Raw genomic sequence first — 14589 nt, forward strand, 5'->3', positions numbered from 1 at the left:
GTATGTTTAAGATGGTAGATGCCCAACAAGTAAATAACCAAATTTATGGATTTAAGATTCATATCTCAGCAACTGCTGAAAACTATAAGCAAGTTTTTCAAGTAGTCTATCCTTTACTAGTAGAAAGTAAGGTTTGTTTTAAATATATTGAAGAAGATGTAGATGTATTGCGAAACTTTTCAGAACTTGAAAGTCGAGCAGAGTCTGGGAAGTATTTTACAATTTATCCTAACTCCCATATTCATTTTTTGGAGTTACTAGAGCAGCTCTACCTGAATATACCTAAGGATTTACAAGGAATCTATATTTTGAGCGACCGTCCCTACAAGGATTCAAATATTATTTTTTATCGATATGGATTTTTTGAAGATCATTCTCAATACAATGTTAATGGAATTCCCACTTTAGAGGGACCAAATGGAGAGGTTTGGCAAGATTATCAGAAAGCTTATTTTGACTTGCCACCTTGGATTGACGATATTCAAGAGCCTCAAGTATTTCAGAAAAGTTATCTTGCAGAAAAATATCAAGTTACGGATTGCCTGCGTATGAGTAATGGTGGAAATGCTTACCGAGGTTTTGATAAGGAAACCAATCAAGAAGTTATCATTAAGGAAGCACGAGCGGAAGTCGTTTCATATGAAAAGATTACAAAAAAGATGCTGCGAGAAAATGAATACAAATATGCTAAGCACCTGCAAGCTTCTAATCGAACTCCTAAGATACTGGAAAGAGTAAAAGAGTGGATAAATGACTACTATATCTATGAAAGCATCAGAGGCCAGAATTTGCTAGACTATGCTAGTCCAATGTCACTCTTTACGTACAGTAGCGACACTCCTGGTGAAAATATTGATAAATTTCAACATTTTCTTTCTCTAACAAAACAACTGATACATTTTATTGACTACTTCCATAAACGCAATATTGTTTTAAATGATATTCATGCTAATAATTTTATTGTGTCAGAAGATAATAAACTGTATTTTATTGATTTAGAAAATTCTTATGAAAACGAAAATGATAATTTAATTGGAATATATAATGAAATTAGTTTGAAAGAATGGAATAGACTAGATGGAAAACTTGGGGATTGTCATAAACTGGCGAATTTAATCTTATTTTTACTAGGTCGTTTGCAAATAAGAAGTGGAGAGAAATATGAAGCTTGTTTAACAGATGATTTGCTAAGTAGATATGGTATAAAAACTAATCTATCCCAACTGATTTCCTATCTACTTTCTGACGAAGCAAGTATATCTGTTGCAAAAGAAAAGGTTGAAAATGTAAGAGCAGAGCTAGGAAAAGTCTGTTGTGAGTTAATACCTTATGAAGATTCAATGCCTGAAGTTTCCATTCCCATTAGTCAATTATTGGATTTAGATGGCTTATCCAGATATTTGCATTGTAAGGAAGATGAAGCTCGCTTGAAAATTCTTATTGATAGAGAAACCAATATGGGATTAGATGGCTTGGCTGGAGTTATCGTCTTAATGGAGGACGGGGATCTACCAGCTACCCATCAGCAATATGTTGTAACAAAGATTTTGGACAAAATTGTAGAAACAGAGTATGGACCATCAATTGCATATGGACTGGGGTATGCTTCGCCTTATCTAACTACAGGTGTTGCGGGGGTGCTTAAAGCCTTGCAGTATATTGGTTATCCGAAGTTCCTCGACCTATCGCAAGAATTAGTGAAGAGTTTGTTAGTTGAGTATGGTCAATATCCAGATTTTAGGCAAGGGATGTTGGGAGTTGCAGATACCTTGCTAGATATATTTAGTGCTACAACGGATCAGAAACTACTGGCAACCGTAGAGAAACAGTTAGTGATGGTTGCAATTAAGGCAAAGTATGATAAGAAATTACAAAAAGAATTATTTTATGTATTTTCACGTTACGGGAGAATAAAAAATGAATTTATTATTAAGGAACAAACTGTATAATGTATTAGCTGTTTCACGTTTACTCAATTCATTGGGTGCACACATTTATAACCTTGTTTTCGTGATCTATGCAGCTACTCAATTTCGCTCAACATGGGCGATATCTGTCGCTAATATAATTATGGTTCTCCCTACAATTTTTTCATTTTATATGGGGATTCAAGCAGATAAGACTAAGAAAAAGGCAAACGCATTGTTTTCAGCAGCCCTTGTTCAGACTGTGTTATTCTTTGTTATGTCATTCTTACTTCAAAGTACAACGATTGGAGTATTTGCTCTTGTTTGTGTGATGAATGTAATAACTGATTTACTGTCTGATTATTCTTCAGGTTTGAGGTTACCGATTATGCAGAAGAACTTGAAAGAGGACGAACTTATGGAGGCTTATTCCTTCTTTCAGTTCATTTCTTGTGTGAGTGGTATTGGTGGGCAGGCTTTAGGGTTATGGCTTCTATCATTGTCAGGTAATAATTTTAGTATTGTTGCGATGTTGAACGCTTGTTTCTTCTTTATTTCTGGAATTTTACTCTATACACATAAAAAACATTTGACGCATGATGAGATTGAAATAGCATCGTCACAATCCATCAAACAACAGCTAAGTGATGTGATTGATGGTATTAAGGTTGTTTTTGAAACCAATGCCTCTGGTAATCTTTTGACAACTTTAAGTTGTATTTTACTTATGAATGCCCTAGGTGGTGCACTTGGTTCTATCTATACTATCTATTTTCTAGATAAGAGCTTGTTTGGGATGACTTATGGTCAGAGTCTTTTGACTATCAATGCTATCTTGGTTGTGAGCATGATTGTTGGGAGCTTAACACCAAATGATTACTTTGCAAAGTTATCTCTTACAAAAATGATGATTTGTAATGCGATAGCATTGATCGGAATTGGTTTGAGCCATTTATTGGGGTTAAGTGAGTTTATTGGAGTAGTTTTTCTAGCATTTTCAGCCTATATCGGTGGAAAGGTCAATCCTAAAATTGATTCTCTATTACTAGCGAATACTTCGCCGGAACTACTAGCTCGAACAGATACTTTATTGACCATGTTATTTACACTTTCTCTTCCTGTGGGAACCATTCTCTTTTCTACATTAGCTACTATACATATTCATTTGACTTGGGGGATGTTTGCTTTTATTGGATTGCTTGCAACTATCTTGGCAGTCCAATCTCAGCTAGCAACTGAAAAATCTAAACTTGTATCTGTATAGAATGGTTTGTTACTCAAAATTCTTTGGATTTTCCAGAGAATTTTTTAGTTTTCCTTAAGTTTGACGAGTTATACTCTATTCAAGCTAGAAATAGCGAAATTTCTTTTTCATATAATTTCCAGAAAACAGTCGGCAAGAATTAGCTGACTGTTTTTTTGTATAAAAAATCAAAAAATCCTTGACTCACCCCTAGGGGAATAGTGTATGCTAGGACTATCAAAACAGATGGAGGTTGCTTATGCAAGTCAAAGATGTGGAGAAGTTGACAGGCTTGTCAACTAAGGCGATACGACTGTATGAAGAAAAGGGCCTGATTGAAGTGGCGAGAAATCCGGTCAATGACTACCGAGATTACTCAGAGGAAAATGTGCGTCAGCTTCGCTTAATCAAGTTGCTCCGCTATTTTGAATGTTCTCTAGTAGAGATTAAGGAGCTACTGTCTTTTTCAGAGGAGGATTTGCGGTCAGCCTTGCATGAGAAAAAGCAGGGAATCAACCAGCAAGCAGAAGAATTGGCAGACAAGGTTGATTTACTGACTCAGGTAATCCAGGACTTGGGCAAGAAAGAGGATTGGTTGGAAGAAGCACAGGACTCCATTGCCTTTGTGGAAAGCGGTGAATTTCAAGACTTCAAACAAGATTTAGAAGATGCCTTGTTGCCAAGTATTTGGATGACTCTCTTGCAGACCTTGTCGCTATCAGGTCCAATCCTCTGGCTGTTTATTCGAATCCAAGAGGGTCGTCAGGAAAATCTTTTCCTACTAGCAGTGGTTTCCTTGCTAGCAACCGCTTGGATAACGCTTCTCTGGCGAGACTACCTCGTAACCTGGTGGAAACATCGGGACAAGGTTCGTCAGAAGAATCGTAGTCAGGTCTGGTGGACCCCGATTGGTCTTATCTCCCTCGTAGGTGGAATTGCCTACTTTGTCCTTGTCGGCTGGTTGACCGAAAGATTTTTCCTACCAAGCGATTGGCTCTTCTATGAGTATTCGACTGGTCTGGGCAAGGTTGCTATATTTTTTATCATGACTTTTCTCGTTTTTCTTTTGGGAAAACTGGCGAAGCTGGTGAAGTTATCTTGGAAATACGGCTTAGGTATGGCAGGCGGTTGTATCCTATTGACCGCTCTGCTGATTTCTACCACAACAGCAGTGACCAAAGACCAGATTATCGACATCAATTTGCTGGCTCCGTCCAAGGAATATCTTTACAGCGATGTCAAGTCTGTCTGGACAGGCTTTGGGACCAAGCTAGTGACAGTGAACAGCAAGGGGAATTTAGCTATCGAATTCAACTGGATGGGAAAAAGATTGTGTTTATGCAACCAACTGTTAATCAGAACTTGATCCCTGACGACACCTATATCGAACTAGAGGAGTTTGATCGGCGACTGATGAATTTGGGCATTCCCAAAGAAAGTTCAACAGAGGGCAGTCAGTACAATGAGTTAGATTCGCACTATCTAAAACGATTTTTGCGAATAGTGGAAAATCAATAAAATGAATTCTGTTTTAGTTTCCCTTAAGCTTGGCGAGTTATACTATATCCAAGCTAGAAATAGCAGAAATACTTTTCACCTAAAGGTGTCCCTAGCTCTAAGTCGCAAGCGACAAGAGCTAGGTATCATATAATCTCCTGAGAATACTGGACTCATTGAGTCTGGTATTTTCATTTTGTGCTATAATGGTTTCATGACAAATCGAATTTTAGATATGGAACAAATGCAGGACGAGGAGTATGTTGAGCGTACCCTGCGTCCACAGAAATTAAATGAATACATCGGTCAGGACAAGGTTAAGGACCAGCTGAAAATCTTTATCGAAGCAGCCAAGCTCCGTGATGAAGCCTTGGATCATACGCTTCTTTTTGGCCCTCCAGGTTTGGGAAAGACCACCATGGCCTTTGTTATTGCCAACGAATTGGGGGTCAACATTAAGCAGACCAGTGGTCCTGTTATTGAAAAAGCAGGTGACTTGGTGGCCCTTCTCAACGACTTGGAGCCTGGTGATGTCCTCTTTATCGATGAAATCCACCGTATGCCTATGGCGGTCGAGGAAATTCTCTATTCTGCTATGGAAGATTTCTACATCGACATTATGATTGGGGCTGGGGAGGCCAGCCGGTCCGTGCATTTGGAGTTGCCACCTTTTACCCTGATTGGAGCAACCACTCGTGCGGGTATGCTGTCCAATCCTCTGAGGGCCCGTTTTGGTATTACCGGTCATATGGAGTATTATGAACTGGCTGATTTGACGGAGATTGTCGAGCGGACTGCGGACATCTTTGATATGGAGATTACCCATGAAGCTGCTATTGAGCTGGCTCGTCGGTCTCGTGGAACTCCCCGTATCGCCAACCGTCTGCTCAAGCGGGTGCGGGATTTTGCACAGATTATGGGCGACGGTCTGATTGATGACACCATTACGGATAAGGCCTTGACTATGCTGGATGTGGACCGCGAGGGGCTGGACTACGTGGACCAGAAGATTCTCCGTACCATGATTGAGATGTACGGAGGCGGTCCCGTCGGCCTCAACACCCTGTCGGTCAATATCGCCGAGGAGCGTGAAACGGTGGAGGATATGTATGAGCCTTACCTGATTCAGCAGGGCTTCCTCATGCGGACACGGACGGGGCGGGTTGCGACAGCCAAGGCCTACGAGCACTTGGGTTATCCCTATACGGAAAAATAATGGCAGAGCAGATGAGACAAGTAGCCAGTTTATTTGGAGCTTGGCCTGAGGCAATTATTTGGACCTGTTTAGAAGGTGTCATGGGAGACATTTATGTTGATGACAGCCAGTTGCCCCAGTCAGTTCTAGCTCTCTATGGACGGCAGAGCTTCTTTGGTTTTTTAGCTGGCCAGCCACATCGAGACTTGCTAAAAATGTGCGAGGGAAAGGATATTATACTAGTCCCCCAAAACCAAGCCTGGTCAGACTTGATAGAAGAAGCTTACGGAGAAGGAGTTCGTTTTTTTACTCGATACGCTACGAAAAAGGAAACTGAGTTTGACCTTGGGCATTTACAGAAACTGGTTGATGACTTGCCTGAAAGCTTTGATATGAAACTGATTGACCGTAATCTGTATGAGGCTTGTCTGGTAGAGGAATGGTCACGGGATTTGGTGGGAAATTATATAGATGTGGAACAATTTTTGGACTTGGGGCTGGGCTATGTCATCTTGCACAAGGGGCAGGTGGTCTCAGGGGCTTCGTCCTATGCCAGCTATTCAGCTGGGATTGAGATAGAAGTGGATACCAGGGAAGACTATCGAGGTCTGGGTTTGGCAAAAGCCTGTGCGGCTCAGTTAATTTTAGCTTGTTTAGACCGTGGACTCTATCCAAGCTGGGATGCCCACACCTTGATATCCTTGAAACTAGCTGAAAAGCTGGGCTACCAACTGGACAGACCCTATCAGGCTTACGAATGGAGATAAGATGACACCGACATTTATTTGGGATTTGGATGGAACGCTCTTGGATTCCTATGAAGCGATTTTGGCTGGTATACAGGAAACCTATGAGCAGTTTGGCCTTCCTTTTGACCGTGAAGAAGTAAGGAATTTCATTCTTCGCTATTCTGTCAAGGATTTACTGGTGCGTGATGCGGACAAGTACGGTCTAGATAGCCATGAACTTAATCGTGTGCGTGCGACTTCCTTGAAGGAGAAAAATACGCAGATTCCTTTGATGTCTGGTGCGCGTGAAATTCTGGACTGGACAGCAGAGAAAGGAATTCAAAATTTCGTTTATACACACAAGAGTGACAATGCTTTTCAGGTTTTGGAGGATTTGGGTGTCCGTCACCATTTCACAGAAATCTTGACAAGCGATTCTGGTTTTGCCCGCAAACCAAGTCCAGAAGCTCTGCTATTTCTCATCGAAAAATACGGACTGAACAAAGAAAATACCTACTATATCGGTGACCGTTTGCTCGATGTAGAAACAGCTATCAACGCAGGGATTCAAAGCATCAACCTGCAAATTGATGGTGTGGAGCAGAATTGGAAGATTGTTTCTTTATTGGACATAAAACAAATGTTAACTGATGAATACAAATAAAAACAAACGTAAAACCGTTTGTTTTTTATTTAAAAACAGAAAAAGTATGGAAATTGAGTGGTAATTTTGCTATAATATACAAAAGAATATTTGGAGGTATTTTATGAACGATAAGGAATTTGGACAACGTGTACGTCAACTTCGAGAAACCGCTAGTCTGACACGTGAACAGTTTTGCGATGACGAACTTGAGCTCTCCGTCCGCCAACTAACCCGTATCGAAGCAGGTACTTCTAAGCCGACTTTTTCAAAAATCCAGTATATCGCAACCCGCTTAGGCATGGGGCTCTATGAGCTTATGCCTGATTATGTGTCGCTACCTGAACGATATTCCAAACTGAAGTTTGATGTACTTCGTACACCGACTTATGAAAATGAGGAATTGATGGGAAAACGGGCAGATATGATGACGGAAATCTATGATGATTATTACGACGACTTGCCTGAGGAGGAGAAAATAGCGATTGATGCCATTCAATCCATTATTGATGTATTTGAAACGAAGACAGCAGAATTTGGTCAAGATATTCTAGAAGATTATTTTGAACAAATCCAAAGAAAACCCCAATTTTCAGCCAACGATTTGTTGATAATCCAGCTCTATTTAATCAATTTGAGAATGGAAGTTAAACAGAGTAGTGATTTTCAGCACTTTTTAGACTTGGTGGAAAAGTTACCAAGCCAAGTAGAATTAGTTGAATCTGGGGATTTGTTTATTTTAAGGGATGTGATGATAACTTCTGTTGGACTTTTGGGACAAAAGGAAGAATTTAGCTATATTCCTACACTCTTTGAAGCACTTGATAAGATAATGCAGAAGACCCAAGATTTTCAAAAGAAACCTATTCTTAATCTGCTTAAGTGGAAATATGAGTTGTTAATAAATAAAGATAAAGATGCTGCAACTGCCTTATATGAAGAAGCACTTCTTTTTGCAAGAATAATTGGTAATGCCCACCTAACGGCTAAATTAGAAGAAGAGTGGAGAAAAGATAGTCAATTATAGGACATTTTTGTCCTGTTGGAAAATTTACTAAGATTGTAAAATAGTTTTATCAAATGAAGGAGATAGAGCAATGATTACAATTCTTACAAAAGTTTTTCCATTTGGAGATTTCTCAACAAGCTGGTGGAATTTTTAACATTCACCTTGTTCAAAAAGCCAACATATGTTAGGCTTTTTTTGTTATACATAGACAGTATGTAGGAGGTGGTTGTGTTAGAAAATTGGTTAAACACCAAACAAGGTCAGGTGTTTCATTACAAGATGGAGAGGACTGAGGATGCTATGGGGTGGTTAGGTAATCCATATTTAAATTGTTAGAATTAGAAATAGATTGGTAGCAAGACGGTCTGTTATGTGACATTTTTGTCCTGTTGGAAAATTTACTAAGATTGTAAAATAGTTTTATCAAATGAAGGAGATAGAGCAATGATTACAATTTTTACAAAAGTTTTTCCATTTGGAGATTTCTCGACAAGCTGGTGGAATTTTTAACATTCACCTTATTCAAAAAGCCAACATCTGTTCGGCTTTTTTGCTATACTAGACAATATATAGGAGGTGGCTATGTTAGAAAATTGGTTAAATGCCAAACAAGGTCAGGTATTTCATTACAAGATGGAAAAGATAGAGTATGCCCTGGAACTGCTGGGCAATCCTCAATTTACAGTTCTGGTCATTCATGTTGCTGGAACCAATGGCAAGGGGTCGACCATTGCCTTTATGCGCCAGCTATTTCAGGCACATGGTATGCGTGTTGGAAGTTTTGTATCCCCCCACATGGTGAGTGTGCACGACAGGATTTGTATTGACAGCCAGCCCATTTCAGACCATGATTTTCAGCACTATTTACAGAAAGTCTACGACTTGGAGCAGGAAGTCGCCACTCGTTATGAACCTTTTCGCTATTTTGAGGTCATGGTGCTCATTATGTTCCTCTATTTCGAAGCTCAACAACCCGATGTGGCACTAGTAGAGGTGGGCATCGGAGGACTTTTGGATACGACTAACGTCGTGGCACCGGCTCTCAGCGTCATCACCTCCATCGGCATGGACCATCAGGATTTACTAGGCTCGACTTTAAGGGAAATAGCAGAGCAGAAAGCAGGGATTATCAAGCAAAACGTACCTGTCGTCCTTGGACCACTTTGTCCAGAAACCACAGCCATCTGTCGCCACATTACCCAAGACAAACAAGCCTCTGTCCACCAATTTGGTCAGGAGTTTACCTATAAAGCAGGACAGTTCAGCAATGCGGACTTGGAACTGTCAGAATTGGTTCTAGGCTTGGCTGGTCAGCACCAAGAAGAAAATGCGGCCGTTGCCTTGCAAACTTTTTTGCTTTATATGACTAGTATCCAAAAAGACATTCAGCCTCAGTTGATTCAACAAGCCCTTGCTCAAACCAACTGGGCCGGTCGTTTGGAATTGGTAGTTCAAGAGCCAAAAATCTATTTGGATGGTGCCCACAATGTTCCTGCCATTGAACGCTTGCTTGAATTTATTCAGGAACAAGAAGAACCTGTCACTATTCTCTTTTCAGCCCTTCGGCGCAAGGACTTTCAAGAAATGCTTGAATTATTGGAAGAAAAATTACCACATACTGCCCTTGTATTAACCAGCTTTGCTTATGATGGTGCCTTGTCTGAGGAAAACCGACAAGGACGAGATTATGTTGAGAATTATCAGCAGTTTATAGAAGACTGGCAATCTAGCGAGCAAGGTATGTTGATTGTCACAGGCTCTCTCTACTTTATCTCAGAAGTTCGTCGGATTTTTAAAAAATGAATATCTTTTTGCGAATAAATAGGTATGACACATGCAGAAACAGTAGCCTTTTTAAAGGAATTTGAAAAAACCAAACGCCATACCTTCCGTCAATTAGAGCAGTTTGCAAAAATTTCCAGAACTCCCGATAGGAAATGACATCGGGAGTGCTTTTTGATATAATAAGGAAAGCAAATCCAAGGAGAAGAAAATGACAGAATTAGATGTAGTTTCGGACGTAGTTACTCATCCTGAGGAAACTTATCGACGTAGTCGTAGAGCATCCCGCAGACAGCAAGTGCAACTGAATGGTGAATTTCATGAAAGAGTATTAAAGACAAAGTACTGGCCAGCTCTTGTTTGGAGCTTAGTTTTAAGTGTTTTTAGCGTAGCCAATCCACTGCTAATGCCATTTGCAACCAATATACAAACTCAAAATTTATATGCAGGGATGGCAATGGCAAATGGACAAATCCCTTATGGTGATTTCTTTGGTACAAGCGGGTTATTATTCTACTTACTTGCTTTCTTAGGTCATCTGGGAGGGACTTTCATTATCTTTGGAATCCTCCAGTTTATAGCATTACTGATAGCGGGAATCTATTTTTATAAGATTGTAGCTTATTTTAGTCAGTCAGAACACCTAGCGACAAGTTCTAGCCATTGGTTCTATGTATTTATTTTTGCACTTGGTTTTGGAGGGATGTATGCAGAAATGTTTGCTCTTCCGTTTCTTTTGACTAGTGTGTGGTTTCTGGTCCGCTATTTTGAAAATGCAGTGCGTGATGAGGCATTTATCCTCTACGGAATCGATGCGGCATTGGTATTTTTAATTTACCCAAAAAGTCTGATTCTTTGGTTAGTTGCGGGTCTAGTTTTATTTATTTTTAATATCCAACACCGCCAAGTTACTCGAGGAATCTATCAATTATTAGCAACCATTTTTGGTTTTCTTCTGATTCTATATGCGGTAGGTTATTATGCTTTTGAGGCGCAGATTCTGGGGACAGCTATTCAACAAACTTTCCTTTATAACTTACAGTTAGACTTTCACCATTCCTATCTATATTTAGCCTTGGCGATTGTGTCTGTATTTTTACTCTTATCTGGATTCTTTAAAAGTTTCATCCAAATGGTGTTTTCTTTCAAACAAGGAAGACATACCTATATCAAAGTTCTCCTATTATTGACTTTCTTAGTTCAATGTGTCTTTATTATTGGGAATGCTAATTTTCAATGGAGCCAACTCATTCTTCTTTTACCGTATGGTTTTGCGATGTCGGTCGTTTACCTGCGTGATGAGGATGTAGAAGATTATCGTGGGTATTTGCGTCGTCAATTCTTTCTTCCGTTAGCTATTTGCTTGGGTATTATCGCTCAACCTGCTTATCTTTATTTGGTACAGGGAGATTTGAGAACTGACCGTGAACAAGTTGCCAATTACATTGGTGAACAAACAAAAGATTCGGATAAGATTTATGTTTGGGATAATAGCGCAAGCATCTATCTTTCAAGTCAACGTTTATCTGCCGCAACGATTACTACAGCAGAATCCTATCTGAATACTGACGACAATAAAAATAGCTTGATGTATGACATCAATAAAAATGAGGCAAAATTTGTAGTCGTCAATAAGACTTTGCCAATTCTAGATGAAATCAAGACAAATTTAGAATCACAGTACCAGTCTGTTCAGACAACGGACTACTTTACGATTTATCAAAAGAATGAATGATTGCTCAGGCAGTCATTTTTTCTTTAGCCTATCTGGGAAAAGGAGGGAAAGTGGATATGTGGTATAATGGAAAAATAAGCATTCGGGAAAAATTATTAAAGAAATGTAGGAGAAATGATGTCACATATTATTGAACTACCAGAAATACTAGCCAACCAGATTGCGGCTGGTGAGGTCATTGAGCGACCAGCCAGTGTGGTTAAGGAGTTGGTGGAAAATTCCATTGACGCAGGGGCTAGTCAGATTGAAATTAGTGTTGAAGAGGCTGGCCTTAAAATGATTCAAATTACGGATAACGGTGAGGGGATTGCCCCTGATGAAGTAGCGCTTGCCCTCCGCCGTCACGCTACTAGTAAGATAAAAAATCAATCGGATTTGTTTCGTATTCGCACCCTAGGTTTTCGTGGAGAAGCTCTGCCTTCCATTGCTTCTGTCAGTCATATGATCATTGAGACAGCTACGGCAGACTCTGCACACGGACTTCATTTGGAGGCCAAAGGTGGTGTCATCGAGAAAGAGGAGCCAGTTAGTCGTCCAGTTGGCACACAGATTACTGTTTCGGATTTATTTTACAATACCCCTGCTCGTCTCAAATACGTTCGCAGTCAACAGGCTGAATTATCACATATTGTTGATGTTGTAAATCGATTGAGTCTAGCTCATCCGGAAATAGCCTTTGCCTTAGTAAACGAAGGACGAGAATTAATTAGAACTGCAGGGACAGGGAAACTTCGTCAGGCAATTTCAGGGATTTATGGGATTGCTTCTGCCAAAAAAATGGTTGAAATTATGGCAGAAGATCTGGATTTTCAGATTTCAGGTTACGTTTCCCTGCCAGAGTTGACTCGTGCCAACCGCAACTACATTTCCATTTTCATCAACGGTCGCTATATCAAGAATTTTTTGCTGAATCGAGCGATTTTGGAAGGTTACGGCAGTAAGTTGATGGTTGGACGCTTTCCATTGGCAGTCATTTCTATAGAAATTGACCCCTATCTTGCTGATGTCAATGTGCATCCGACCAAGCAGGAAGTTCGTATCTCCAAGGAAAAAGAACTCATGACCTTGATTCGAGAGGCGATTAGTCAAGCACTTAAAGAGCAGGACTTGATACCAGATGCTCTTGAGAATTTAGCTCAGTCAAGTACTCGACCAAAAGTAAAAGCAGAGCAAGGTACCTTACCACTCAAAGAGCCAAAAATCTATTATGATACGATTAAGCAAGACTTCTTCTTAAAGCCAGACGTGGTCGCTGAGGATGTCAAACCTCTCGAAGAGGATAGGCAAGAGATTGTTGAGTCGCCTGTCGAAAATAAACCTACATCTGTTCAATTTGCAGAACGTCAGTCAGTGGAATCAGAAGATCAGGAGCATCCGAATCTAAGCGCAAAAGAATTGGCAAAACTGGCAGATAAATTAGACCGAGAGGAAACATCGACATTTCCAGAGTTAGAATATTTTGGTCAAATGCATGGGACGTATTTATTTGCGCAAGGTAAGACAGGACTTTATATCATTGACCAGCATGCCGCACAAGAGAGGGTCAAATACGAATACTACCGTGAGAAGATTGGTCAGGTAGACAATTCAGCTCAACAGTTATTGGTGCCCTATATCTTTGAATTTCCGCAGAATGATGCCCTTGACCTCGTCCACAAAATGGATGCCCTTCGTCAAGTTGGTGTCAACTTGGAAGAATATGGAGCTAATCAATTTATTCTGCGTGAACATCCTATTTGGATGAAGGAAGAGGAGATTGAGTCTGGCATTTATGAGATGTGCGACATGTTGCTCTTGACGGATCAGGTGTCAATCAAGCAGTATCGGGCAGAACTGGCCATCATGATGTCTTGTAAACGGTCAATCAAGGCCAACCATGCTTTGGATGATTATTCGGCGCGTGATTTATTGAGACAATTGTCTTACTGCCAAAATCCCTATAACTGCCCGCACGGTCGTCCGGTTTTAGTACATTTTAGCAAGTCAGATATGGAAAAAATGTTCAGACGCATTCAGGAAAATCACACCAGTTTGCGAGAGTTGGGCAAGTATTAACATAGTTGCAAAAGTTGACACATTAGTAAGGGAAGTATATGTACGACTATATCAAAGGAATTTTAACAAAAATCACTGCAAAGTATATTGTGGTAGAAACGCACGGAGTTGGCTACCTCTTGCAAGTAGCTAATCCCTACGCTTACTCTGGACAGGTCCAGCAAGAAGTGACGGTTTATACCCATCAAGTCATTCGTGAGGATGCTCATTTGCTCTACGGATTTGCTACAGAAAATGAAAAATCTGTCTTTCTGAGTCTGATTTCTGTTTCAGGTATTGGTCCGACAACGGCTTTGGCTATTATTGCTGTTGATGATAATGATGGACTTGTTCGTGCTATTGAGCAGAAAAACATTACCTACCTGACCAAGTTTCCAAAGATTGGCAAGAAAACAGCCCAGCAGATGATTTTGGACCTGGAAGGCAAGTTTGTCATGAGCGAAGAAGCGGGTCCTGTTCAACAAGTAGCACCATCCAGTGAAAATATCGCTCTTGATGAAGCTATGGAAGCCATGGAGGCCCTTGGTTACCGCCCAGCCGAACTCAAGAAAATCAAGAAATTCTTCGACGGCACCAACGACACCGCAGAAAACTACATCAAGTCAGCCCTTAAAATGCTGATGAAGTAACGTACCAGTATGATGGTTACTAAAGTAACTCATCATACTACGGCAATCGCTATTTGCGACTTGCCTAGGTACCTTACTAATTCGCCACAAAAATAATGTCGATTTTTGTGGCTCATGTCGTGTCCAGATACAAAGGACGTAAAGGACAAAGAGAAAATAGACGGCC

General features: G+C 40.3%; 12 protein-coding genes. All 12 read left to right on the forward strand.

The annotated features are described in order from the left end of the window. The first annotated feature begins 2 nt into the window (after positions 1 to 2). Positions 3 to 1949 carry a protein kinase family protein gene (locus K6969_RS00840; protein WP_029173234.1) on the forward strand — a complete coding sequence of 649 codons (1947 nt, stop codon included), beginning with the start codon at positions 3 to 5 and terminating at the stop codon, positions 1947 to 1949. Further along, entirely contained in the window at positions 1918 to 3171 is a 1254-nt protein-coding gene (locus tag K6969_RS00845; protein ID WP_029173233.1) for a hypothetical protein, read from the forward strand. The genes K6969_RS00840 and K6969_RS00845 overlap by 32 nt, the downstream gene beginning before the upstream one ends. A gap of 238 nt (positions 3172 to 3409) precedes the next feature. After that, positions 3410 to 4516 carry a MerR family transcriptional regulator gene (locus K6969_RS00850; RefSeq protein WP_321537434.1) on the forward strand — a complete coding sequence of 369 codons (1107 nt, stop codon included), beginning with the start codon at positions 3410 to 3412 and terminating at the stop codon, positions 4514 to 4516. Next, entirely contained in the window at positions 4489 to 4668 is a 180-nt protein-coding gene (locus tag K6969_RS00855) for a hypothetical protein (protein ID WP_321537435.1), read from the forward strand. The genes K6969_RS00850 and K6969_RS00855 overlap by 28 nt, the downstream gene beginning before the upstream one ends. Positions 4669 to 4861: 193 nt before the next feature. Beyond that, entirely contained in the window at positions 4862 to 5863 is a 1002-nt protein-coding gene (ruvB, locus tag K6969_RS00860) for a Holliday junction branch migration DNA helicase RuvB (protein WP_024377694.1), read from the forward strand. After that, entirely contained in the window at positions 5863 to 6609 is a 747-nt protein-coding gene (locus K6969_RS00865) for a GNAT family N-acetyltransferase (RefSeq protein WP_171942860.1), read from the forward strand. Before ruvB ends, K6969_RS00865 begins: the two co-directional genes overlap by 1 nt. Position 6610: 1 nt before the next feature. Continuing rightward, a complete protein-coding gene (locus K6969_RS00870; RefSeq protein WP_171942861.1) occupies positions 6611 to 7234 on the forward strand; it encodes an HAD-IA family hydrolase in 624 nt (207 codons plus the stop codon). Between the two features lie 103 nt (positions 7235 to 7337). Next, complete coding sequence (locus K6969_RS00875) at positions 7338 to 8240, forward strand: helix-turn-helix domain-containing protein (RefSeq protein WP_024399278.1); 903 nt, start codon at positions 7338 to 7340, stop codon at positions 8238 to 8240. Between the two features lie 564 nt (positions 8241 to 8804). Next, positions 8805 to 10025: a bifunctional folylpolyglutamate synthase/dihydrofolate synthase gene (locus K6969_RS00880; protein WP_029173231.1), complete on the forward strand. Its 1221-nt coding sequence runs from the start codon at positions 8805 to 8807 to the stop codon at positions 10023 to 10025. Positions 10026 to 10215: 190 nt separating this feature from the next. After that, positions 10216 to 11739 (forward strand): quinol oxidase, encoded by a 1524-nt coding sequence (locus tag K6969_RS00885; RefSeq protein ID WP_029173230.1) that lies wholly within the window; start codon positions 10216 to 10218, stop codon positions 11737 to 11739. Positions 11740 to 11856: 117 nt separating this feature from the next. Beyond that, positions 11857 to 13794, forward strand: a complete 1938-nt coding sequence (gene mutL / locus K6969_RS00890; protein WP_029173229.1) for a DNA mismatch repair endonuclease MutL — start codon at positions 11857 to 11859, stop codon at positions 13792 to 13794. 38 nt (positions 13795 to 13832) lie between these two features. After that, positions 13833 to 14423: a Holliday junction branch migration protein RuvA gene (ruvA, locus tag K6969_RS00895; RefSeq protein WP_029173228.1), complete on the forward strand. Its 591-nt coding sequence runs from the start codon at positions 13833 to 13835 to the stop codon at positions 14421 to 14423. Positions 14424 to 14589 lie beyond the last annotated feature (166 nt).

The organism is Streptococcus suis, assembly GCF_019856455.1.
Taxonomy (GTDB): domain Bacteria; phylum Bacillota; class Bacilli; order Lactobacillales; family Streptococcaceae; genus Streptococcus; species Streptococcus suis_AE.

Coding starts and splice junctions, on each gene's coding strand:
- mutL (WP_029173229.1), top strand. CDS start 11,857: ATGTCACATATTATTGAACTACCAGAAATACTAGCCAACCAGATTGCG.
- K6969_RS00855 (WP_321537435.1), top strand. CDS start 4,489: ATGCAACCAACTGTTAATCAGAACTTGATCCCTGACGACACCTATATC.
- K6969_RS00845 (WP_029173233.1), top strand. CDS start 1,918: ATGAATTTATTATTAAGGAACAAACTGTATAATGTATTAGCTGTTTCA.
- K6969_RS00850 (WP_321537434.1), top strand. CDS start 3,410: ATGCAAGTCAAAGATGTGGAGAAGTTGACAGGCTTGTCAACTAAGGCG.
- K6969_RS00875 (WP_024399278.1), top strand. CDS start 7,338: ATGAACGATAAGGAATTTGGACAACGTGTACGTCAACTTCGAGAAACC.
- K6969_RS00865 (WP_171942860.1), top strand. CDS start 5,863: ATGGCAGAGCAGATGAGACAAGTAGCCAGTTTATTTGGAGCTTGGCCT.
- ruvA (WP_029173228.1), top strand. CDS start 13,833: ATGTACGACTATATCAAAGGAATTTTAACAAAAATCACTGCAAAGTAT.
- K6969_RS00885 (WP_029173230.1), top strand. CDS start 10,216: ATGACAGAATTAGATGTAGTTTCGGACGTAGTTACTCATCCTGAGGAA.
- ruvB (WP_024377694.1), top strand. CDS start 4,862: ATGACAAATCGAATTTTAGATATGGAACAAATGCAGGACGAGGAGTAT.
- K6969_RS00840 (WP_029173234.1), top strand. CDS start 3: ATGTTTAAGATGGTAGATGCCCAACAAGTAAATAACCAAATTTATGGA.
- K6969_RS00880 (WP_029173231.1), top strand. CDS start 8,805: ATGTTAGAAAATTGGTTAAATGCCAAACAAGGTCAGGTATTTCATTAC.
- K6969_RS00870 (WP_171942861.1), top strand. CDS start 6,611: ATGACACCGACATTTATTTGGGATTTGGATGGAACGCTCTTGGATTCC.